At 70.1% G+C, this 23,143-nt stretch carries 21 protein-coding genes; 12 read left to right on the forward strand and 9 right to left on the reverse strand.

The genetic code is table 11. The features are described 5' to 3' along the window. The 9 genes from KPL57_RS22860 to KPL57_RS22900 all read right to left on the reverse strand — a co-directional run. A partial coding sequence (locus KPL57_RS22860; protein ID WP_226353110.1) for a hypothetical protein occupies positions 1-460 on the reverse strand: 460 nt, incomplete at its 3' end. Further along, positions 457-864 carry a hypothetical protein gene (locus KPL57_RS22865; RefSeq protein WP_226353111.1) on the reverse strand — a complete coding sequence of 136 codons (408 nt, stop codon included), beginning with the start codon at positions 862-864 and terminating at the stop codon, positions 457-459. The genes KPL57_RS22865 and KPL57_RS22860, both read right to left, overlap by 4 nt. Beyond that, positions 855-1,430, reverse strand: a complete 576-nt coding sequence (locus tag KPL57_RS22870) for a hypothetical protein (RefSeq protein WP_226353112.1) — start codon at positions 1,428-1,430, stop codon at positions 855-857. Before KPL57_RS22870 ends, KPL57_RS22865 begins: the two co-directional genes overlap by 10 nt. Before the next feature lie 20 nt (positions 1,431-1,450). Beyond that, entirely contained in the window at positions 1,451-2,029 is a 579-nt protein-coding gene (locus tag KPL57_RS22875) for a J domain-containing protein (protein WP_226353113.1), read from the reverse strand. Beyond that, positions 2,026-2,427 carry a hypothetical protein gene (locus tag KPL57_RS22880; RefSeq protein WP_226353114.1) on the reverse strand — a complete coding sequence of 134 codons (402 nt, stop codon included), beginning with the start codon at positions 2,425-2,427 and terminating at the stop codon, positions 2,026-2,028. Before KPL57_RS22880 ends, KPL57_RS22875 begins: the two co-directional genes overlap by 4 nt. Next, positions 2,424-4,481, reverse strand: coding sequence for a TraG/TraD/VirD4 family protein (locus KPL57_RS22885; protein ID WP_226353115.1), 2,058 nt, complete (start codon positions 4,479-4,481; stop codon positions 2,424-2,426). Before KPL57_RS22885 ends, KPL57_RS22880 begins: the two co-directional genes overlap by 4 nt. Before the next feature lie 112 nt (positions 4,482-4,593). Further along, positions 4,594-5,397, reverse strand: coding sequence for an alpha/beta fold hydrolase (locus tag KPL57_RS22890; protein WP_226353116.1), 804 nt, complete (start codon positions 5,395-5,397; stop codon positions 4,594-4,596). Then, positions 5,378-6,280: a helix-turn-helix domain-containing protein gene (locus KPL57_RS22895; RefSeq protein WP_226353117.1), complete on the reverse strand. Its 903-nt coding sequence runs from the start codon at positions 6,278-6,280 to the stop codon at positions 5,378-5,380. Before KPL57_RS22895 ends, KPL57_RS22890 begins: the two co-directional genes overlap by 20 nt. Before the next feature lie 147 nt (positions 6,281-6,427). Continuing rightward, the gene (locus KPL57_RS22900) at positions 6,428-7,336 is read right to left on the reverse strand and encodes a 1,4-dihydroxy-2-naphthoyl-CoA synthase (RefSeq protein ID WP_226353118.1); all 909 of its coding nucleotides are present in this window, start codon (positions 7,334-7,336) and stop codon (positions 6,428-6,430) included. Between the two features lie 637 nt (positions 7,337-7,973). Between KPL57_RS22900 and KPL57_RS22905 the strand changes: the two genes are divergently transcribed. The 12 genes from KPL57_RS22905 (at position 7,974) to KPL57_RS22960 (ending at position 23,118) form a co-directional block, all read left to right on the forward strand. Beyond that, positions 7,974-8,738: a hypothetical protein gene (locus tag KPL57_RS22905; RefSeq protein ID WP_226353119.1), complete on the forward strand. Its 765-nt coding sequence runs from the start codon at positions 7,974-7,976 to the stop codon at positions 8,736-8,738. Next, positions 8,738-10,060 carry a MinD/ParA family protein gene (locus KPL57_RS22910; protein WP_226353120.1) on the forward strand — a complete coding sequence of 441 codons (1,323 nt, stop codon included), beginning with the start codon at positions 8,738-8,740 and terminating at the stop codon, positions 10,058-10,060. The genes KPL57_RS22905 and KPL57_RS22910 overlap by 1 nt, the downstream gene beginning before the upstream one ends. Then, the gene (locus KPL57_RS22915; RefSeq protein WP_226353121.1) at positions 10,057-11,169 is read left to right on the forward strand and encodes a glycoside hydrolase family 16 protein; all 1,113 of its coding nucleotides are present in this window, start codon (positions 10,057-10,059) and stop codon (positions 11,167-11,169) included. The genes KPL57_RS22910 and KPL57_RS22915 overlap by 4 nt, the downstream gene beginning before the upstream one ends. A gap of 66 nt (positions 11,170-11,235) precedes the next feature. Further along, on the forward strand, positions 11,236-13,353 hold the full coding sequence (locus KPL57_RS72575; protein ID WP_374203771.1) for a transglycosylase family protein: 2,118 nt from the start codon (positions 11,236-11,238) through the stop codon (positions 13,351-13,353). Beyond that, complete coding sequence (locus KPL57_RS22925; RefSeq protein WP_226353122.1) at positions 13,350-14,513, forward strand: hypothetical protein; 1,164 nt, start codon at positions 13,350-13,352, stop codon at positions 14,511-14,513. The genes KPL57_RS72575 and KPL57_RS22925 overlap by 4 nt, the downstream gene beginning before the upstream one ends. An 85-nt stretch (positions 14,514-14,598) precedes the next feature. Next, a complete protein-coding gene (locus KPL57_RS22930; RefSeq protein ID WP_226353123.1) occupies positions 14,599-14,982 on the forward strand; it encodes a hypothetical protein in 384 nt (127 codons plus the stop codon). After that, positions 14,979-15,827 (forward strand): hypothetical protein, encoded by an 849-nt coding sequence (locus tag KPL57_RS22935; RefSeq protein ID WP_226353124.1) that lies wholly within the window; start codon positions 14,979-14,981, stop codon positions 15,825-15,827. Before KPL57_RS22930 ends, KPL57_RS22935 begins: the two co-directional genes overlap by 4 nt. Next, positions 15,824-17,503, forward strand: a complete 1,680-nt coding sequence (locus KPL57_RS22940) for a hypothetical protein (RefSeq protein WP_226353125.1) — start codon at positions 15,824-15,826, stop codon at positions 17,501-17,503. Before KPL57_RS22935 ends, KPL57_RS22940 begins: the two co-directional genes overlap by 4 nt. After that, positions 17,500-19,032, forward strand: a complete 1,533-nt coding sequence (locus KPL57_RS22945) for an SCO6880 family protein (protein WP_226353126.1) — start codon at positions 17,500-17,502, stop codon at positions 19,030-19,032. Before KPL57_RS22940 ends, KPL57_RS22945 begins: the two co-directional genes overlap by 4 nt. Beyond that, the gene (locus KPL57_RS22950; RefSeq protein WP_226353127.1) at positions 19,029-20,735 is read left to right on the forward strand and encodes an ATP-binding protein; all 1,707 of its coding nucleotides are present in this window, start codon (positions 19,029-19,031) and stop codon (positions 20,733-20,735) included. Before KPL57_RS22945 ends, KPL57_RS22950 begins: the two co-directional genes overlap by 4 nt. Beyond that, positions 20,735-21,886 carry a C40 family peptidase gene (locus KPL57_RS22955; RefSeq protein WP_226353128.1) on the forward strand — a complete coding sequence of 384 codons (1,152 nt, stop codon included), beginning with the start codon at positions 20,735-20,737 and terminating at the stop codon, positions 21,884-21,886. Before KPL57_RS22950 ends, KPL57_RS22955 begins: the two co-directional genes overlap by 1 nt. Further along, complete coding sequence (locus tag KPL57_RS22960) at positions 21,883-23,118, forward strand: acetylxylan esterase (protein WP_226353129.1); 1,236 nt, start codon at positions 21,883-21,885, stop codon at positions 23,116-23,118. The genes KPL57_RS22955 and KPL57_RS22960 overlap by 4 nt, the downstream gene beginning before the upstream one ends. The last annotated feature ends 25 nt before the right edge of the window (positions 23,119-23,143 follow it).

Here is a 23,143-nt window from a genome sequence, read left to right on the forward strand (position 1 = left end):
CCTGGTCGAACAGTTTAGCGATATCGCCGTTGTCTGATATGTCGATCTCAACGCCGGGGATGGTGTCGACAAGACGGTTGCGCAGGGTGTCGCTATGGCTGATCGCCCAGCGCCTCTGCCGGTAGTCAATGAGTCGGAGAATCCCGAACACGATGATCGCCAGGGCCGCGCAGAGCTGCCCGACGCTGCTCGCGATGAAGTTGGCGGTATTGATCGCAGAGATAGCTGCGTCAGGCGGCTGAAGCGAATTGTGCGTGATGACAACGAGCCGCGAAACCGATGCTAGCGCAAAGAGCGTGCAACCCAGCCCCAGGAGTGCACACGCCCCAGCGAGAGCTTTGGTGGATTTACGAGCGAGCGCGAACGCGAAACTGGCAATGCTCGCGGTCGTCCAGATGAACCAGGCTCCACCGATGAAGTAGGAGAGGACTATTGTCGGGTACCCGTTACCCGGGTTCATGATGGTGTGCGACCGCAGCTCGACCGGGTAATGAGCTGTAGCAGCAGCATCGTTGCGACAACGACCACCGCTGCGCCGGGGATCAAGCGAATGAGTCGATCATTCCGGTAGCGCAAACTGGAGAAATAAGCGGCCAGTAATCCCAGACCGAATGTGATCAGCCCGTTGAAGACGATCTTTCCAGCGCCGACCCAGGAGACGCTGTCGATGGCGGCACTCACCTGTGGGAAGCTGAGGATATTGCCTACTGCCACGAACCAGACGCTGATGCCGAGCCATGCGGCCTGCTTCCGGATCACTCGGGGGATATCCGGGCCTGGCCGATAGTAGTCGTAGGTCTTGATAGAAGCCGTGACGACCAGAACGATGATGAGGAAAATTTGAATGAGTCGAGCTATTTCCATCGGGACCCCATCAGGGTGTAGGTGAGGTCCGCGAGGACGGGATCGTCACTGACCTGGAGATAGCTGGGACGGCTCCGTTTGGTCCACGAACTGAGAATGAGACCGCCTGCGTCGGCCTCGGTTTCCATCTCGTTCAGCCGAGCAATTTTCGCTTGCTCAGCCGGACTGGAGTGTGATGGCAGAGCGATCCTGGTCCGACTGCAGATGAACCGGGTTTTTTCCGTGGCGGGATCATTCAGGTGATCTCGCCATATGTGGACGAGTTCGTGGCCAAGGATGTAGTCCTGGTGGCGCCGGATAGTGGCACCCTGGACCATGATCTTGTAGATCTTCTCCGTCGAATCGTAGATAACGGCTCCGGTCCCCGACGAAGTCGCCGCCGGAATCCGCTGTGTCACGATGGGAACCCCAAGTACCTCAGCCATTCGTTCCTGCAGCGCATCCATGCAAAACGGAATCCTCATGCCAGTCTCGGCGAGCAGCCGCAGGAGGCTGGCATCCAGCGGCTCGCTGGTCCGCTGCTCGATCCCAGTGGCCGTCGTGCATCCGGTGATGTCGTCGGACACACACGACGACCGGTTGAGGACTATCGTCGCTGGTGGCGGGCGTCGGAGTTCCTGTTCCGCGGTCGGAGCAAAGCGCGGTCTGGTCGGCGCCCGCCCCACGACCCCACCGCGGCCTGCGACGAGTTGCTGGGTTCAGCCCGGCGGTGAGCCTCGGTGCGGTGAGTCTCGGTGGCGAGGTAGGCGTGGTGGGTGACCGCTGCGGTGGCTACCAACGCGACCATGGCGGCCGCGACCGGTGCGGCGATCATGGCGACACCGGCGGTGAGGACACCAGCGGCGACCAGAAGACCGGCGACCTGCAGGATCAGGAGTCCGCTGACGGGAGAGCCCGTGATGTCGCTGCTTGGCGCGGCCGTGCCCGGGGTGCCCGGTGCCGGTGTAGGCGGTGTCGTCCGAGCTGGTGTCGTCGCTGGTGGTGTGGTGAGTAGTTCGTAGGCGGCGTTGACGGCGATGAACCGTTCGGTGTCCCCGCCCCGGTCAGGGTGGGCGTGGCGGACCGCGGTCCGCCACGCCGCCCGTAGCAGCTCAGGTGAGGCGCCGGCGGGGACACCGAGCAGTGCTGCTGCGGCTGCGCGGTCCGAGTCGGTGTGTCTACTCACTGGTGCTGGCCGTCCGGGCGGATGAAGCGGCCTTTGAAGTCGCCGCTGCCGAAGGCGGGGTCGAGCGGGCCGCGGTAGTCCGGTGGTGGCGCGTGGTGGACGCTGACGGTCTTGTCGGCGTTGTGGGTAAGGGCGCCGAGTTCTGCGAGTTCGGCGAGTGCGGCGTCTGTGGCGTGGTCGGCTGGTTCGGCGAACATGTCGACGAGCGTGTCGACGGTCTTGTCGTCGGCGTCGCCGTCGTCGTCGATGTAGTCGATGTAGATGCTCAGCAGGCAGTAGATCTCGTAGGCGAGGTCGGTGACGCCGGCGAGGAACACCCAGTTCCCGATCAGTGGTTCCTGCGCCGGTCGCCCGACCCGGAATGCCGGTGGTGGTGTCTGTTCCTGAGTTGTCGTCACTGCGGCGCTGCTCCGTTCGCCTCGGTCTCGTCGTCACCGCTGTCGGTGGTGGTGTCGTCCATCCAACTCGGTGTCGTCCACCGCGGCGGTGGTGGTGGTGCGGACTCGGTGGTCGCGCTGCTGTCGCTGTCGGGTCCGGTGGTGCCGGGGCGGTGGAGTCGCCGGTTGATCGCGGCGGCCTGGGCGGCGGTGAGCCGCCGCCGGGACAGGGCCGGCCCGTCGGTGGGTGCGGTCCGTCGGGGCGAGCCGACGATCGCGGGCGCGGCGGCGAGTGGGGCGACGACGCCGTAGACGACCTGGTCGGGTGTGGCGTAGGCGAGGTGGTGGCGGGGGAGCTGTCGGAGCCGGTTCGGATCGAGCAGGTAGGTGTGCTGGCGGCGTATCGTGCCGACACCAGTTGTGCGGGCACCGTCGAGTTGGTAGCCGACTTCGTCGACCAGCCGCGTCCCGAACCGCTCGGACAACGCTTCGGCGCCTGTGGTGCGGCCGATCAGGGCGCCGCCGCCCATCGCGCCGAGCAGCCGGCGGCGTTGGTCCTCGGTGTCGGCCAGGCCCTCATACGATTGGGCGGACACGATGACCGAGCCGCCCATCGACCGCAGGCGTTCGACGAGGTTGATGACGTCACCTGCGGTGTCGCCGGAGACCGCGGAGAACTCGTCGATGACGAACAACACCTGACGGCGTTGCCCGTCGTGAGCGACACCGAGTTCGTAGGTCAAGAGTTCGATGAGGACGGCGGTCTTGGTGGCGGCGACGACGGTGTCGGTGGCGCCGGGGACGGAGACGTACAGGGCGTCGAAGTCCGAGAGCGGGGCTCCGGCGTCGAAGTCGCCGCCGATGCTGCGGAACAAATCGGCGAACAGCAACAGGTCGGAGTCCAGCGATGAGGCGCCCGCTCCGGCGCCGGTGGTCTTGGTCAGGGCGGCGATGCTGCGTTCCTCGACCGGATGTCCCGCCCACGCGGTGGTCAGCCAGGCCGGGTCGAGCCGCTGCAGGAACTCCGCCGACGACGCGGGTGGCTTCTCGGTCGGGGCGTCGATGACCAGGTGGAGCAGGCCGCGTTGGAGGACGTCGTAGAAGCGGTGGTCGGTTTTCGCGAGTTTGTGTAGGGCGGCGCGCAGTTGCGTGGCGGGCATGCGCCACATGTTCAGCCGGGTCTCGAACGGGAACACGCCGATCCGGTCCGGGTGCAGGCCGAGGTCTTCCATCGCGTCGGCCCATTCGTGGGCGTCGGTGTCGGCGTCGGGGCCGCCTTTCGCGGCCAGGAAGATCACCAACGGCCGTGATCCCGCAACGCCGTGCTGTTGCTGGTTGTAGGCGGTCCAGGTGATCTCGGCCCAGCTGGCTGAGTAGCGCACCAGCATCGTGGTCTTCCCGGCGCCGGTCTCGGCCAGGCAGACGGTGTGGAGGGCGATCGCGGGCATCGGGACCTGTAACCACGGCGCGGCGCGCCGGCGCAGAGTGTCGGTGAGTAGGTCCGGTTGGGCGCGGACGGTGTCATAACGTGGGCCGAGGACGACCGAGGGTGTGCCGTCACGGCCGTGGCTGGCCAGCGGGGTGCGCTCGCGGCGGGCGCGGCGGGCCGCCGCACCGGCGCGGATGTGTAGCTGGCGGCGGACGTGGCGTTCCCCGGCGGCCTGGTCGACACCGGACCGCATCCGCTTGGTGTAGAGGTGCCACCACACCCAGGACGTGATCGCCACCAGAGGGGCGGTCGCGGCGGCGGAGTCGATCCCAGCGGGCAGGTAGTGCCCGTCCCATGCCTGACGCACCGCCGAGGCCGTCAGCTCCAGGCCCCACCAGGGCAGCATGCCGACGATCGGCCCGGCCAGCGCCGCAGCGGCCACGATGACCAGGGCGAGGTTGCGCAGCCGGTGCGGTTCCCAGCCGCGGGCCCACGCCCACAACACCAGCACATGCCCGACCACGGTGGCGGGCACCACGACCGCCGCGACCGCCACGAACACCTGCCCGACCGTGACACCACCGAACAACGGGATGTCGGGAAGGTCCGGGGCCCGCGCCGCGAGCGCCTGCGTGAGGTCACTCATCGCTGCTCGTCGTTCGGGTGCGCTTGAGTTCGGTGATCCACGCATACGGACACACCGGATCGATGTAGGCGGTCGCGGTGATCCGGTTATCGGGAGAGAAAGTCACGGGTTCCTACTGTAAATGAAAAGTTGTAGCGGTCAGAAAGTGGTCCACGGCCGTACGGACTGCGTAGGGGTGGGTCACCGTCGGGGAATGTCCGGCGCCGTTGATGACAAGTACCTCGCTCGGGCCGGGGAGCGCGTCGCGGAGCTGTTGCTGCCGTTCCGGGGGAATCGAGTGGTCGTGCTCGCCGCGCACTACCAGTGCGGGAACTCTGATCTGGGGGAGTTGGTCGGTGATGTCGTCACGGTTCAGCAGGCAATCGACCGGGTGACCGAGGGGGATTCCGCGGGTCTGCCAGGTCCGGGCCCAGGTGTCCGCGGCGGGATGGTCTCCGATGATCTGCCCGGATAATGCTGTGGTCAGTTCCGGCGTCGGACCAGCCTCGGCTAGTGCCGCGAACATGTTTTGATATGCGGCGGTCTCGGCCGTGTCCAATGCGGCGGCTTCGGTGTCGATCAGGATGAGTGCGGTCACGCGTTCCGGCGCGAGTAACGCAGTCCGGAGTGCGATGAAACCACCCTGTGAACAGCCGCCGACCGCTGCTTTGTCGATCCCGAGAGCGTCCATCACTGCCAGCTGGTCCCGCGCGAGATCCCAGAACGAGAACGGCTCATCGCTGGCCGGACTGTCCCCATGACCAGGTGCGTCCCAGGTGATGACCCGCCGATCCGGAGATGCCGGTATCGCGCCGTCGAACATCGAACGATCCAAAGCGAAACCATGCGCCATGACGATGGCGGCACCTCGACTGCCGTCGTCATCGACCCTGACTTCCCGAGCTTCTGTCTTAATATTAGCCGTGCTCACGATCATGCTCCATCAAATGTGGTTGCCCTGCCCTGCACGGCGCCGCCGCCATCAAACTGAGGAATCCTTCTCTCCGGGGGGGGGCGTTCATATCGATCGCCAGGTAGAGCTGTAAAGGGCTCGCCGGTTCGGGCCACTTTAGTACTTGCGCTCGCAGGTTCAGCACCTTTCCGGAGTCGAGGTCGCGCACTAGCATCTCGGCCTTGTGGCGCCCTAGAGCGACGTCACCACTGTTCCACATCTTCTGGAACTCGGTCGAGTGCGACAGCTGGTCGAGCAGTGTCGTGAATTGGTCGCCCCCCAGATGGTTGCGGACCATCAGCGCGCGTGTCCAGGACACCGTCAGTAGCGCTTCCTGTTCCCATTCCACCATGATGTGGCGGCTCTCCGGGACAAAGAAGAACCAGAGCAGTACGTTCGCTATATCGGGGTCGGCGATGCGGCGGTACACGCGGCGGTATTCGGAGTTCGCGTACAGCACATTCCAGGCGTCGTCGACGAAGCCCGCGAGCGCGGGCGTGAGAGTGTCGACGTAGATTCGATTCTGGTCTGTGATCACGCAGGGCGTTACGGGTCGGTCACCTTCCCCGGGCCGGTAGTCCCGCAGATCGTGCAGATGCTGCCGTTGGCCCGGCGAACATCCCAGAGCGTCGGCGAGGGCGTCCACGACCGCGGGAGATGGCGTCGCCTGGCCGCCCTGTTCCAGTTTCGCGATGTAGCCCGCGCCATGGCCGGTCAGCGTGGCCAGCTCCATCCGGCTCATCCCACCGGCGCGCCGGCAACCGTTCAGCGAGCGTTCCCTGAGCTGACGCAGGAACCTGCCCAGTTCGGGTAGTTCCACCGTGGTCTGCTCGACATCGAACTCGTCTCGGCTGCCGGTTCCTGTCACTTCGGGTGTTGTCCTTCGCGTCTACGTGCCCGTTTGAGTGCGCTGAAGCCCAGCTTCATCACTGCTGTGTGCACAGTAGATGACGTAGCGTAGCTAGACTGCTCGGACCGTGAAGGACGGACGCCCGGTGGCCTGGACGGCCACGTCTCAGTAGTGCCAGGGGTAGCCGGCCCAGTTGGGATCGCGTTTCTGGAGGAACGCGTCGCGGCCTTCGACGGCTTCGTCGGTCATGTAGGCGAGCCGGGTCGCCTCGCCGGCGAAGAGCTGCTGGCCGACCAGGCCGTCGTCGGCGAGGTTGAAGGCGTACTTCAGCATTCGTTGTGCCTGGGGTGACTTGCCGTTGATCTCGGCGGCCCAGAGCAGGGCCTCGGTTTCGATGTCAGCGTGGCCGATGACGGCGTTGACCGCGCCCATGTGGTGCATCTGCTCAGCGGTGTAGGTGCGGCCGAGGAAGAAGATCTCCCGGGCGAACTTCTGGCCGACCTGGCGGGCGAGGTAGGCCGAGCCGTAGCCGCCGTCGAAGGAGCCGACGTCGGCGTCGGTCTGCTTGAAGCGGGCGTGTTCGCGGGAGGCGATCGTGAGGTCGGCGACGGCGTGCAGCGAGTGCCCGCCTCCGGCGGCCCAGCCGTTGACCACAGCGATGACGACCTTGGGCATGAACCGGATCAGGCGCTGGCACTCCAGGATGTGGAGCCGCCCGGCCCGCCCGGTCTGCACGGTGTCGGCGGTGTCGCCGTCGGCGTACTGGTAGCCGGTGCGGCCGCGGATGCGCTGGTCCCCGCCGGAGCAGAAGGCGCGCTTGCCATCCTTGGGGGAGGGCCCGTTCCCGGTCAACAGGACGGCGCCGACGTCGGCGCTGGTGCGGGCGTGCTCCAGGGCGCGGTACAGCTCGTCGACGGTGCCCGGCCGGAAGGCGTTGAGGACCTCGGGGCGGTCGAACGCGATCCGCACGGCACCGGTGCTACGGGCGCGGTGGTAGGTGATGTCGCGGAAGTCGAACCCGTCGACCGGTGTCCACGCGTCCGGCTCGAACGTCTCAGAAACAGAATTCGTCACGACTCCACCGTAGTCGACGGTGGAGTCGTGAACCAACGCCAAGTCCCCCGGACTCCTCGACCCGCAGAAATGTCCATGTGCCTCCAGAAGACGCCTCGCTGAATCCGGCCCGTCACACACTCCGCGAGCCCCCGCGGCGCCACAGCACACAGAGCAACTTTCATAACAGTTGAATAAACGAGGCGAGCCCGCAGCGTCACCGCCCGTAATTGGTTGCACTGCACAATCAATCGAGTGACCACTGGCAGCCGCCACGAACACGCAGGCAGTGAGGGCGCACCCCGCAAGATTGCGTTACCCAACAATCTGAACACGGAGAGTAAAAGTACCCATGGCATGGGTACCCATGGCATGGGTACCCATGGCATGGGTACTTGCGCTGAAAGGGTCGGCCAGGGTGAATGTCGTGCCTGTGGCGAGCGCAGAACAGCGGTTGCTGAAGACCTCCGCGGGTTGCCAACAGAGCGAGAGAGGGAGCGCCGACGAACTCGTCCGACGAAGTTCCAGCACTTGATATCCCGGGCAGGATGCTCACTCGACACCGTTGCCGATTAGCGCTCCCCGCATCCCACCTTGTCTATTCTATGGACTGATGATGTCAATTTCGCGTCGCTTCGAAGCACCCGTCGGTGACGAGGTGATCTGGCGTTCCGCCCCAGGCGTCGAAAGCCCGGCCTCGTCTGAAGCCGCCGCTGGGAATGCCAGCGTCATCGCCCTCCACTCTCTACCGGAGCCGCCGTCCCAGCGGTCAGAGCCGCCACCCACGCCAGACGTACTCGGTACTCGCGTGGAGCTCGCCCCACCGCAGATCAGGCTCGACCGGGAGCCTCCGCGTTCGCAGCAGTCCGGACGTCCTGCGGTTCAGCGCGGCGCTGAGGCGTTGCTGACCCGCGCGGTGTGTTCGGTGGAGCCGGTGTCGGATGTGGAGGCGTCGGCGTTCGCTGCCCGGTTCGCCTGCGATTTCCAGTCGTTCGACGAGGACGTTCCGTGGCGGCGCGCCGAGGTGCTGCGTGAGGTCCTCGCGGATGCGCAGGCGTGTACGTGGGGCTGGTCCGGTGCGGGCCGTCAGCGTGCTGATTCCCCGTTACCGGGCCGGATCTATCGGCGCTCGGACACGACGGTGTTCGTCGAGGTCATCGTCCGCGCCACCCCGTATGTCCGCACCGCTGCTGCTCCCGATCCTGACGACTGTCCCGAGGGCGAGGACAGCGAGTGGGTGGAACCGCCGGGGACGATCGGCCGCTCGTGTGCGCCGGCGGAGTCGGATGCGTCGTGGACAGCGTGCGAGCCGCGGTGGGTGCGGATGACGGTGCCGGTCACGCGCGCTCCGGAGGATGGCCGTCTGGTCGTAGACCCTGGTCTGCTCACCGGACCTGCTGGTGACCAGACAGGTGAGCGCTGATGTCGTCGAGCAACCAGGTGCCGTCGCCGCCGGAGACGTCGGAGGAGACGCCGTCGTGGCTGACCGGCGATGCTGCGGCGTGGGCCGCTCCCGGCGCACCGCCCACGGCGGAGTCGACGACGACCGCAGCGGCGGTGTCGCCGGAGGTCCCGGCCGAGCGGCCGGTGCCGAACGGCTTCCCGGAGCAGCTGGTGGCGGGGGCCGGTCCTGGTTCGCAGCCCGTTCGACCTGCGCCCGAGCCAGCGGAGACAGCAGCGGCGTTCTGGAACACCGACGCCCCCGTCGACGACGGCGACCAGGACGCTCCGGCGGTCGGTTTCTCTGATGGTGGTGCGTTCGCTGATGTGGTGCGCCCGAAGCTCGCGGCGCCGACACACGGCTGGCGCGCCGCCGTCTACGCGCTCACGGCTGGGCGGTGGAATCCGGGCCTGTCCGAGGCCGAGCTGCGGTTGAAGGACCAGGTGCGGCGGGTCACGACACCGTTGTCCGGGCCGTTCAGTGTCGCGGTCGGCTCGATCAAGGGTGGTGTCGGGAAGACGACGTGTACCGGTGTGCTCGGGCTGGCGATGGCCGAGTACCGCGGGGATCGGGTCATCGCGATCGACGCGAACCCGGACGCGGGGACGCTCGGGGATCGCCTGGTCGGGGAGGCCCAGGCGGGGCGGCGGACGGTGCGGGACCTACTACGCGACCTGGACCAGGTCCGTACTTCTACGCAGCTGTCGGGTTACACCCACCTCGCCGGACGCCTACGCGTGCTCACCTCGGAGCAGGCCCCGGAACTGTCGGAGATGTTCTCCGAGCGCGACTACGAGCGCGTCCTGCGCCTGCTCTCGATCTACCACGAGCTGCTGCTCACCGACTGCGGGACCGGCCTGGTGCATTCGGCGATGCAGGGAACGCTGCGCCACGCGGACTCCCTGGTCGTGGTGGGTGCGCCGACGAAGGACGGGGCGTCGCGGGCGGCGCGGACGTTGCAGTGGCTGGCCACCCACCAGGACGGCCAGGGCCGGTTTCGGTATCGGGACCTGGTCCGTGACGCCGTGGTCGTCCTGTCGTGTGACAGGCAGTCCCGCTATGTCGATGACACCGTCATCCGCGACTACTTCGCTTCCAGGGTGCGGGCGGTGGTCGAACTGCCCGCCGACCCGCACCTGGCGACCGGGGACATCGTCGACCTCGACGCCCTGGCCCCCGCGACGCGGGATGCGGTCCTCGAACTCGCCGCTGTGGTCGCCGACGGTTTCCAGAGCCGCACCCACGGTCTGGCCTCGCACGGTTTCCGCGCCGACCACGCCGACCGTCAGGCCGGTATGCGGTGATCGGCTCCGGGCTGGTCACCGCCGTGGTGGGAGCGGTGACGTCGCTGGCGGTCGCGTTCGCTCCGGCCGCGCCTGTCCCGGCGGACGCACGAGTCGAGTGCAGCTGGCGTATCACCGCGGTGCACGTCCTGGCCGAACTCGACGGCGACCGTTCCGAGCGGGCGCAGATGTGGCGGTCGGCGTTGACCAGCGTCGGCGCCGACCAGCCCGGCTTCATCCCCGCCACCTGCTACCAGACCGGGAACCACCCGGATGATCATGAAAACGGATCCACCGAACATCCAGCACAGACCGGACAGACCGGACAGGACGCGCCCGGCCCGGGCGGTTCTTCTGCGCTGCCGTCCGTGCCCGGCCAGGGCGACACCGCAGGTGCAGTGTTCGGCTGGGGCGCCCCGGACGTCGTCGACGACTTCACCGGCACACAGCTGGGGCCCGGCTGGAACGCCTACGACGGCCCCGGGCACGCCGGGAACGGCACCCGCTCCCCGGCCGCGGCGACCGTTTCTGGGGGTGTCCTCACGATCGACGGCACCGGGGACGGCACGACCGCCGGTCTGGCCTGGACCGCGCACTCCCAGAAGTACGGCCGCTGGGAAGTGCGGATGCGCGCCCCGACCGGCTCACCCTCCTACAACGCCCTCGCGCTGCTGTGGCCGACCGAGGAGAACTTCCCGGTCGGTGGGGAGATCGATTTCGCGGAGATCATGGACCCAGCCCGCGACAAGATCGAACTGTTCCTGCACTACGGCGCGGACAACTCCCAGGTCCACGGCGAACTCAAGATCGACGCCACCGGGTGGCACAACTACGCGGTCGAGTGGACACCCGACGGTGTGACCGCGTTCGTCGACGGCCGCGAATGGTGGAAGACCACCGACACTTCGATCTTGCCGCCCGGCCCGATGCACCTCTGTTTGCAGCTGGACTGGTTCCCGCGCGGCGACGGCGAACCGGGGCGGATGCAGGTCGACTGGGTCAAGCAGTGGGGCCTGGCCTCCGGTGAGGGATCGTCCACGACCTCCGGCGGCAGCGCGGGCTCGACCGACGCGGATTCGTCGACGTCGATCACCGACGAGATCAACAACAACACCGGCAGGTCGTCCTAGCCGCACCTCATCTACCGCACCAGCTCGTGCTCCCCGGCCCCCTGCTGACCTGGAGGTTTCCCCCGCATGTCCCCGCTACCGCGTCCGACCCGGCGACGGTCGTCTCGTGCTGCGCGGCCGTCGTGGGCCGACCACGTCCCCCGCCGCCTGTCCACGCAGCTGTCCGACCGGCTGTCCGACCGTCTTCCCGCTCAGGTGTCGACCGTGGTGGTGCGCCGCTCCGCGGTCGCGGTCCTGACCGCGACCGCGCTACTCGGCGGCGGCGCCTACACCGCCACCGCCCTCACCACCGACCCGGGGCAGGGCCCGGTGGCGGTGCTCGGGCTGACCGCGACCGGAGCTTGCGATAATCGCAAGGCCGCACGTCAGCACGCCGCAGCGACCGCGACACGAGCGCAGGCCCGGGCGCTGCTCACCGACCTCACACTCTCCGACGACCCGGCCGACCACGCCCTGGCCGGGCAGATCACCGATCTCGGATTCCGGCCCGCGACCGAGTCGGTCGAGTGGCGGCAGCAGGCCGTGGACCTCTCCGACCAGCTCCACCACCTCAACAGCGCCGAACCACACATCCAGGAGGTCGGTGTCCGCCTCGCCGCGGCCGGGCTCGGCCCGACACCGGCCGACCTGATGACGCCGCCACCCGCAGCCGATCTCGTCGACGACACCGCCTCCGGCGCCAGCGCCGCGGTCAGCGCACTGGACCAGGCCCGCTCCGCGATCACCACACCAGCCACAGCAGCGGCACCGACAGACCGGGCGGAGCAGCCGCGGGCTGCGGCGCCGCCGGTCCCCGCAGCCTGCACCGACCAGCACCGCACGGCCCCGCCTCCGGCCCCGCCTCCGGCGTCGCCGGGACCACCGCCCACAGCAGCCTCACCGCCCACGACAACACCAACACCAGCACCGACGCCCAGCGCCGACCCCCGCCCCAACCCCGGCAACGGTGAGAAGACGGGCGCGCGCACCACCGGTAGCGGCCGGGACGACGACAACCAGGTCGCGACCGATCCCGCACCGAGCAGCGCGTCACCGCCCCCAGCGTCCTCGTCGTCGAACCGTGTGGTCACCGACGTGCAGACCAGCCCAGGACAAACACCGTCAACCGAGGACGTTGCGACCGCGCGGGCGGCGATCGGCATGGTCACCGACCTGCTCGCCGCGATCCGCGCCGACGGCAGCGGCGACGCCACACAGGTCGGCGTCACCGTCCTCGACGCCCTGGATCGTGATCGGCTCGCGGCGCTGGGCGCCGACCCCGCCGACCTGGCCGCCCTCGACCAGCTCCGTACCACTACCGACACCGGCAGCAGCGGCAGCGGCAGCGGCAGCCGAGACGGTGAAACCGAGGTGTCCAGCGCGCAGACCAGCCGGGATGACGACGGGGCGACGGACCCATCCCCGACACCGAACTCGACACCGAACTCGGAGCCGGCGGCAGAGACGTCAGCGCCGGCGGTCGATCCCCGGCCCGGCGCGGCGATCACCCGCACCCAGACCAGCCGCAACGGCACCACCACCAGCAACAGCGGCGGCAGCAGCGACGGCGACGGCGGCGCCGGTGGCGCCGCAGGTGGTGGGGCGGTGTCGTCGAGTGCGGGAGCGGTGTCGGCGGGCATCGAGAAGCTGACCGCGCAGGCCCGCGCCGCGGCCGAGGTCGACCCGGTCGCCCAGGACCTCCTCGACGCCCTCGACCGCACCAGCACCAGCACCGGTGCCGGCACCGGTGTGAAGGGCAGCCGCACGACCAGCACCGACAGCGGCACCGGTGCCGCCGGGAACGACACCACCGGAGACGCCGCTGCTGGTGAGCGGGCCGAGGACGGCGTGGCCGCTACCGATGACCACGCCGCTCGTGGCGGCGCTGCTGGTGAGCAGCCGCGTAGGGCCGGGGTGGGGGCCGAGCCGCCGCCGGTGACAGACGGAGGAGTCGCAACCTCGGCGGCGGGCTCGACCTGGGACAAGCTAGCCCACTGCGAGTCCGGCGGGAACTGGAGCACCAACACGGGCAACGGCTACGCCGGCGGCCTGCAATTCAGCCCGTCGACCTGGCGGGCGTTCGGCGGCGAAGGAGCGGCGCACGAGGCGTCGCGGGCCGAGCAGATCGAGGTCGCCCAGCGAGTGCAGGCCGTGCAGGGCTGGGCGGCGTGGCCGGCCTGTTCGAAGCGACTCGGGCTCCGATGACCGCCGCCACCAACGCAACCGACGACACCGATGGCACCGACGACCGCGCCGTGGAAGGTCCCGACCTGCCCGCGACCGCGGCCGGTTCGGCGGCGCGGCCGCGGTCGGTCCCGGACCTGTGTCACCTGCTCGGTACCGCCGCCCGCCGCGGCGCCGACGGTGGCGGCCTGGATGCAACGGATGTGGAGATGATCGTGGATTTGACCGCGGCCGCCGCGGCCCGTACCGCCCGCGCCGGTAGCCCTACCGACACGCTCGCCGTAGCTGAGCAGATGGGCGCCACGGTCGCCGCCGTGGCGGCCCGGGGACGGCAGGTGTGGCCCGATCACGTCGGGGCGGCGGACTGGGCACCGTTCGGGGCGGTCATCCCCGTGCTGGCCGGGTCCCCCGCCGCGGGGGCGTCGACGGTCGCCGCGGCGATCACCGACATCATCCACCAGGACAAACGCTGCTGTCTGCTCATTGATGCCGATGACCCGGCCCGGTCCGGTCTCGCTCAGGCCGCCGGTGCGGACGGGCCGTGGACACGCCCGGTCACCGACCAGGTCCAGGTCCGCTACAGCTGGCGCGGGGGCCGCCCCGGCGCCGGTGCGCTGCTGGCCCGCCTCGACACCACCATGCCCGGTGTGACGCCGGGGATGGTGCCCGCGCCGCCGGACTGGCTCCCCGACCCGCCGCCGCGACCGCTGCACGTCACCGTCGCCGATCTGGGCAACGGCGGCTGGCGGGCCGCAGCGGCGGTGACCTCCGGTGCCGGCGGGTGGCTACGCGGCGGGGAGCTGATGCCGCGCCCGGTGCTGGTCGTGCGCGCTACGCGGCCGTCGCTGCGCGCCGCCGAGCAGGTCCTGGCCCGTCACGACACCTGGGTCCAGGCCGGGGTCGCGGCACCGGTGTGCGCGCTGGTCGTCAACGGCGCCAAACGCTGGCCGGTCGGGATCGACGGCGCCACCGGGCCACGACTGTCGACGCTGCTCGACGGCGCGGTGTTCATCCCACCGAACGCCGCGGTCGAAGCCGACGGCGTCACCCCCGACCCGCTACCGGACAAAGTCACCGACGCACTCCGACCGCTGCTCGCCTCCTGGGGCGTGATCGACCTGCTGGCCGGGTCGGCCGCCGCCCGCGACACCCCAGGACCAGGCCGAGGACCAGGCCCGTGACCAGCACACCGCCGTTGACAGCTGGTTCCCGTGTTCGCTGCTCTGAGGAGCGCTCCCCGTGTTGAGAACTATTTCCGATAATGCTGTGTGGTTCAGTGCCGGGCGGTTCGGTGCCGTGCTGATGGCGCGCCCGGGTCAGCAGCCGCCGCCGCCTGCGCCGCCGCCGGGCGGTCAGGCCGGGCAGGAGCAGGGTTTGCCGCAGTTGCCGACGGTGGTGCCGAAACCGTTGCCCGGCCGGTTCGGGGACACCACCGAATACCTCGGCGGCGTCATCATGTCCCTGGCGGGCTGGTCGGTGCCGGTCCTGTTCTTCCTGGGTGTGCTCACCATCGGCGCCGGACGGCTGTGGGGAAACCGGCTCGCGGCGATGGTCGGCGCCGGGATGCTCGGCACCTCGGTCCTGGCCGGTGTGCTCTGGGCATCCGGCCAAAACCTGATCAAGATGATCGCGACCGGCGAACTCGAATGACCACACCACCAGCATTCGAGCCGTCTTCTTCTCCGCCGCTGGTGCGGGAGCCGAACCGGCGGCGCGGCTACGCGATCGCCGCCGGCGCCGGCGTCCTCGCAACACTGCTGCTCGCCGGCCTGGTCTACACGATCATGGGCTGGGTCGGCGGCCGGGACGAACCCGCGCCGGCGGCAGCACCGGCGGTGGAGGGTCCGCCCGCGCCGGAGTGGGCCTCAGAACAGGAATTGAGCAGCGCTCCGATGCTGCTGTTTCCGAATGCGGTGAGTTTCCCGCATGCATTGACCGCCGAGACGGCGGGGCCGCCGATCACGCTGCCGCCGCCGGGACGCGTGGTCGGGGTGCGGGTGCCGGACAGCTTCCCCGCGACCCCGGAGGGCGCGGTCGCGCAACTGGCAGCGATGACGCAGGCCGGGATGCTCGGCGGCGACCCGGCCGACTACGCCCGCGCGCACGACTCGATGACCGAGGCCACCGACGGGCCACGGGGGGACGGCTCGTTCCTCGCGCACCAGCTGACGAGCTTCCGCAAGAGCGCCGGACTACCGGCCCGCGGGCCGAAGCCCGGGATGTCGATCACCTGGACTCCGGCAGAGGCGCTGGTCAAGGGAACGGTCGGGGACCGGTTCGTCGTGGTCTGTGTGCTGGGGGAGTTCACGTTCGACTTCAAGGGCCAGGTCGTGTCCGGCGGGATGGGCGACTGCCAGGCCATGCGCCGAGTCCAGGCCGCCGACGGCACCGAGCAGTGGCGCATCGCGCGGGCACCACACGCAGCTCAGGCTCCCTCGCCGTGGCCGGGGACCGCTGAGGCCGTCGCCGCTGGATACCGGGCGATCGCTCGATGACCTGGCTGATGCAACCGGGCCCGGACCCTGCGCCGCCTCCGGCACCTGAGCCAGGTTTCTGGGACATCGTCACAAACCCGGGGGACACCTTCGGCCGGGCAGCCACGGAGTACGTCAAGGCCGGTGTCGTCGGTGTCCTGGAGTCGGTGTGGACGGCTGGGTTGGCGATGCTGCGCGACACCCTCGCGCTCATCGATCATCTGACGCGGTTCGATCTGGTTGCGTTGTTCGCTCCGGATCGTGGGTTGGGGCAGGTGTGGCCGGCGTTGTGGTGGCTGGCGATCCTGGTCGCTACCTGCGTGTTCTTCTCCCAGATCGTGGCGGTCGTGGTCCGCGGCGGGTGGGGCGCGTCGCGGTTGTTGCTGGGCCCGGTCCATTTCGGGATCGCGTTGGCCTTCATCTTGTCGTTGTCGGCAGGCCTGGTCGCCGCGGCGGACGGGATCGCCCGCGGCCTGCTCGATCTCGCGTTGGGCTCACCGGATTTCGCCCGGGTGCTGGACCCGCCCCCGGCCGACCCGAATGCCCCGGCGGAGGAGCCGGTGACCGGTGTCGGCGCGATCTTCATCGACAACCCGGACCTGGGTGAAGGCCTGACCGAAATGACCCGGGCGATCATCATGGCGATCGCTGGGGCGCTCGGCGCGGCGGCGGCGGTCGGATTCGCGTTCGAGATGGTCGTGCGCCAGGCGATCATCGTCATGTTGATCGCGGTGTCCCCGATCGCGGCGGCGGGGTTGTTGTCGGGGGCGACGTCGGCGTGGTGGTGGCGGACCGCGCGGTGGCTGGCCGCGGCGATCCTCCTCGAGCCGGCGTTGGCGTTGCTGCTGGTCATCGGGGTCGGGATGCTGGGCAGCGCCTCCGGTGTGTCCGGGGTGTTGGCGGGGGCGGTGACGTTGCTGGCGGCGGTGTTCTGCCCGTGGGCGGCCTACAAACTGCTGGCGTTTGTCGATCCGGCGACCGGGGCGGGGATGGATGTGCGGGCGGTCATGGCGCGGCGCCCGGCCCCGGCGGGGGCGGCACGCCCCGGTGGTGTCGCAGCCGAGGAAGCGCATACGGCGCGGTTCGCCGAGCACGCCCGCGCTCAGGCCGGTGGGCGTGGTGGTGTCGCGGCGGGCGCGGTGCGGGCCGGCCGCGCGGTCGGCGGGGCCCTGACCAGCAGCTATCACGGTGTCGCGGCGGCGGGGGAGTACGCCGCGGGCCGGTTGAACCAGCAGGCCGCTCAGACCGGTGTCGGGCACGGCGGCGGCTTCGTGCTGCGCCGCACTCCCAGCGTCCGCCCGTCCCCGGTACCGGCCCGGCTGGCGGCGGCGCCCGATGTCGGCCACGGCGGCGCCCCGCCGCAGGTCACCCCGCCTGCTCCGGCGCCGGAGCTGGGCCGGGCCGCGACACGTGACCAGACCGACCGAATCCCCGACACCGGCAGCGGCGCTGGTGGCGGCGCTGGTGGCGGGGATTCGGGTGGCGCTGCGGGTGGTGAGTCTGCGCAGCGGCGGCGTGAGCTGGACCGGCTCGCCCAGCAGCAGGAGCGGGCGCCGCGCCCGGCGCCGGAGACCGACCGGCGCCCACCCAAGCCGCCACCGACCACACCGCCGCCGCCGTCCACGACACCGCCGTCCACGACACCGCCGTCCACGACACCGCCGCGGCCGCGGCCGGACACCGGGAGCGACCGATGACCACGACCGATCCCGGGCGGATGTATCGGAATCTGCACCACCGCGAAGGCGCCGGATGGCTCGCCGGGCTCTCGACCGGGCAGGCGGTCGTGGTGGGTGCGGCGTGTGTGCCGGTGGTGGTGGCGGTCGGGGCGGGGCGGTGGTCGGCCGCGTTCGGCTGGCTGGTCGTGGCGGCCGGTGTGTGGGTGTTGGTGACGGTCCCGATCCGGGGCCGGCCCGCACTGTTCTGGCTGGTTGACCTGGGAATGTTCACAGCAGGAGGAGTCGTGATGGGCTGGGCTGCGTGGCAGTCGAAGGCCGCGGCCGGGCGCGCCGACGACCCGGACGCCCCGGACCTACCGGGCGTGTTGGCGCGGTTCCGGTTCCACGACGGCCCACCGTTGTCGGAGAAGCGGTTGTGTCTGATCCAGGACAGCGTCGACGGTCAGTGGGCGATCACCGGGCGGCTCACGCACTCCGGTGTCGCGATGGCGTCGGCGGGCGAGTGCGAGGGCCTGGCCGCGCAGCTCGGGACGATGTTGATCGGCGTCGCGCACCGCGAGGTCATCGACCGCGTGTCGCTGCTGGTGCGCACCGTCCCCGATGACGGCACCGACTATGCGTTGTGGCGCGAACAGCACGAGAGCCCGGACGCCCCGGAGCTGACCCGGCAGATCGCCGCGGAGATCGACCGGACCGTCGCCGCCGCGTCCGTGCGAACGGAGCTGTTCGTGACCGTGTGCGGGACCGAGCACTCACTACGCCGGGCGGCGAAGGCCGCCGGCGGCGGCGTCCCGGGCCGCGCCTACGCGCTCTACCGCGTGTTGGACGGGGTCGCCGACGCGCTGCGCGGCATCGGGGTCACCGACGTGGCATGGTTGTCCTCCGCCGCGGTCGCCGAAGCTGTGCGCACCGGTTTCAACCCGGCCGCGGCGGCCCACCTACGCCACCAGCAGCTCACCCGCCCCGACCGGGAGACCCGGTTGTCGTGGTCGATGGCCGGGCCGGTGCTGGCGCCGACCCCGGCGGCGCGGCATTACGCCCACGACGGGTTCGCGACCGTCGCCTACGCCGTCCAGCCGCCGGTCGGGGGTACGGACTTCGGGTCCCTCGGCCCGTTGCTGGCGGTGCGGCGGGCGGGGGAGCGGCGGTCGTTGCAGATCCACTACGAGGTCCTCGATCCGTCCCATGCCCGCCGTCACGTCTCCCGGACCCGGTTCCGCGACACCCTGATCGCCGACCTGAAGGCGACTCGCGGTTTCGGGACGACGGTGGAGGATCAGCAGCGTCACGCTGGTGGGCACGCCCACGAGGCCGCGGTCGCGGCCGGGCACGCCCTGGTCCGCTACACCATCGCCGCCGCGACCACGGTCCCCTCGGACTGGGCGGACTGGGGCATCGAGGACGCCGCGGCCGGAATCGAGAACGACGCCGCGGACCGCTTCGGCCTGCTGCGCCTGGAACTCACCCAGGACGCCGCGTTCACCGCGGCATGCCTGCCCGTCGGCTACGGCCTCCCCGGTCTGCCGAACCGCAGGTGGCAACGATGACCATGTCCTCTCGACGGTTCACGCGGCGGTTCGGACGGCGGCGGCGGAGTGTGCCGGTGTCGCGTAGTACCGCCGAGTTGCTGACCGCGTTCACCGACCTCACCACCGAACAGCTCACCGTCGCGCCGCCGCCGGAGACCGGCGCCCTGGATGAGGGTGTTGCGTGGAATCTCGATCCGCGCCGCGGGCACCGCACCGCAGGTCGGGGCTGGGCCCCGGTCGATGCCGCCCGCCGGCTGCCGGTGTTCCGGGCCACGACCGACCAGATCGGCGGCCTGTTCCCGTTGCTGGCAGCGCACGGTGTGCCCGCGGTCGGTGCCCGGATGGGCTACGACGTCGCCACCGGCGGCTCCTTCTACACCCACCCACCGGAATGGGTCCTGAGAAAGATCGTCACCAACCCGAACATGATGATCTTCGGGAAGCCCGGGCGGGGGAAATCGTCGACGGTGTGTGCGTTCTGCCTGCGGATGATGCCGTTCGGCTTCAAAACGTTGATTTCCGGTGACCGGAAGGGCGAGTACACGCCGGTGCTGCGGGCACTCGGGATTGAACCGATCGCGCTCGGCCCCGGGTCACCGCGCCGCCTCAACGCCCTGGACCTCGGGCCACTACGTACGTACTGGCCGGCCTGGAGCACCGAGCGGCAACGCCGCGAACTCGACGTGATCCTCGGGCGCTGGAACCGGCTGCTGCTGTCGCTGGCCGCGGCCCAGGGCCATGTCCCGTCGGTGACCGACGAATACGTCCTGCACGCGGTGCTGCGGCGTCTGCTCGGCGCCGATGACACCACCGACCAGCTCCGCCCGGTCACGATCCCGCAGGTCACCGGACTGCTCGCCGACCCCGACACCGACTTGTGGGCCGGGACCCGGTTCGCTGACCGCACCGAGTTCACCACGCAGACTCGGGCGATCACCGACGCCCTGTCGAACCTGGTCACCGGGCCGCTGGCCGGGTTGTTCGACGCGGAGACGAACTTCGACCTCGACTGGGACGCCCCCATCCAATCGATGGACCTGTCGCGGCTCGACCCACTCGGGGACAAGGCCATGAACGTCGCCCTGACCTGCCTCGGGATGTGGTCGTCGATGCTCACCACCCTGCACAACACCGTCGACAACACCGGCACCGGCGGGGCGGGTGGTGCGCCGCGGATCGTGGTCCGCGACGAGGTCTGGCGCCAGATGGGCCTGGGCCTACGCGCGGTCCAGGCCATCAACGCCGACCTGCGCCTGTCCCGCAGTGATCGCACCATCCAACTGTTGATCATGCACCAACCCTCCGACCTCCACGCCGTCGGCGCCGCCGGATCCCACGAGGCCGCGATCGCCCGGGACTTCCTCGCGCTGTGCTCGACGAAAATCCTCCTCGGCCAATCCGACGCCATCACCGACGACCTCGCCGACCAACTCGGCCTCTCGACCACCGAGCAGGCCGCGATCACCGGATGGGCCATGCAAGCGCAAGGCCGCGCACTGTGGAAACTCGACAACCGCCCCGGCATGAAAATCCAAACCGTCCTGTCCGCCACCGAAAAAACGATCTTCGACACCGACGCCGGAATGCGCACCGGCCCTCGCGTCGAGGCCCTGACCAGCACCGATACCACCGGAAGCCCGGACGATGACCTCCCGCGCGCCGACACCGGCGACCCCACCGGGATCGCCGGTGTCAACGACTCGTTGACGGAGGAGTCGTAGTGGGACGGGGCGTGCTGGTCGCGGGCGGGCTCGGGTTGTCGGTGGTGCTGCTGGTGACCGCCGCGATCGGCGGGCTCGCCGTGATCGCTGTGTTGGGGATCGCCGGGGGCCGGTTCGGCTGCGGACCCGACGGTGGGCTCGGCGGCGGGGCGCAGTCCGTGGACGGTGTCGAGTGGACGGGCGAGCAGACCGAGAACGCGGCCACGATCGTCGCCCGCGTCGTGGAACGACAACTACCCAGAAGAGCGGCGGTGATCGCGCTCTCCACCGTCATCGTCGAATCCCGGCTGGTCAACGTCGCCTACGGCGACCGCGACTCCCTCGGCCTCTACCAGCAACGCCCGTCCCAGGGCTGGGGCCCGCCCGCCCGGGTGCTCAACCCGGTCGCGGCCACCGACTCCTTCCTCGACCGCCTCATCGCGCTGCCCGGATGGCACACCATGGCACCGGGGACGGCGGCGCAGGCGGTGCAGCGCTCAGCGTTCCCGGATCGCTACGCGCCTCAGGAGGGCCCGGCCGCAGCGCTGGTCGACCAACTCTGGGTGGGTGCGGACAATCCCGTAGAGCTACCACGCGGCACCGACAGCTCAGTCACCACGAACGCACAACTCGCCGCGAGCGTGTATGCCTGCCCGGACTCCGGCGGCGCCGGAGTGCCGCTGCCGACCGGACCGGTCGACCCGAAGAAACTCCCGGCCGGGTTCACCCCGCCCGCCGACCCGGTCGCGCGGGCGGCGGTCGGCTACGCCCTGGCCCAGCTCGGGAAACCGTACGTGTGGGGCGGGACCGGCCCGGACGGGTTCGACTGCTCCGGACTCATGCTCGCGAGCTGGGCCGCTGCCGGTGTCGCGCTCCCAGCAGGGACGGTCAGCCAGAAACACGCCGGGACATCGGTCCGCATCCAGGACATCGCGCCCGGCGACCTGGTGTTCATCCCGGGCTCGCTCGGCACAGCCGGGAATCCTCGGCACAACGGCATGTATGTCGGACACGGCCTGATCGTCAACGCCTACGACACCACCCGCGGCGTCGTCCTACAGCCACTGTCCGACTGGGCGGACAAGGTCACCCACATCCGCCGCGTCCACACACCAGCAATCGCACCGGCGGGCACACCGGCACCGGCTGTTGCGACAGGAGCGGCCTCATGACCCGCCGCCGACGCACCGCCGTCTGCGTGGTCGCGCTCGCCGCCACGCTGGGCCTCAGCACGGGTGAGGCCGCCGCCGCAGCCACGGTAATGAGAACGAAGTCCGCAGCCGCCGCAGCGGCCCCACCCGAGCACCGTAACGAAATACGTAACGAAACACCGCGCGAGGACCGGAGCGGGGACGTCTCACCGGTCGGGCGGTGGGAGACCCAGCAGCGCCCGCAACTCCTCCACGCGTTCGCCGAACACGTCTACGGACATCCGCTCCCCCGCCCGGACGCGGTCACCTACAACACCACCGACCTCAGCACCTCCGGGGACGTGGCCGGGCGGAAGGTCGTCATCGCCGTGACCGGCCCGGCCGGGACCGCCCGGTTCACCCTGCGCCTGTTCACACCGGCTGGGCGAGAGGTCCGCGGGACGTTCCTGCTCATCGACCACCGCTCCGCGGTAGACGACACCGGCTCCACCAGCGACTACGCCCCGATCTCCCAGATCGTCGGCGCCGGCTACGCCCTGGCCGCCCTCGACGCGGGCGAGGTCGCCCCGGACGACCCCGGCCGGTTCCGTGACGGTGTCATCGGCGCCTTCCACCACCCAGACGCCGAGCTGCCCGACAACGCGGGCCGGACGATCGCCGCGTGGGCGTGGGCCGCGTCCCGAGCGCTGGACTACCTCCACACCGACGACGCCACCGCCGTCGGGGTCGACCCGGGCCGGGTCGCGGTCATCGGGCACTCCCGCGGTGGGAAGGCTGCGCTGTGGGCCGGGGCGCAGGACACCCGGTTCCCCGTCGTGGTCTCCAACAACTCCGGCGCGGGCGGGGCGAAACCCGCCGACACCGGCCGCGGCGAATCCCTCGACGCCCTCACCTCGGCGTTCCCGCACTGGTTCCCACCGGTCTACCGCGCCTACGCCGACCGGCCCGACACCCTGCCCATCGACCAGGACCAGCTCCTCTCGCTCGTCGCGCCGGGCCGGCTGGTCGTCGCGAGCGCCACTGACGACGCGACGGCCGACCCGCAGGGCGAACACGCCGCCTACACCGCCGCCGAGCGCGCGTGGGCGCTCTACCAGCTCCCCGGCACCGGGCTCCCGAACACGGCGTGGCCACCAGCGACCGACCGGCCGTATCGCGGGCCCGGCATGTCCTACCACCTACGCACCGGTAGCCACGGCCTCACCACCGACGACTGGCGCTTCTACCTCGACGGAGACCTCTTCCGATGGTGACCACCATCCACACCACAACAGGACA

This window comes from Pseudonocardia sp. ICBG601 (assembly GCF_020496245.1).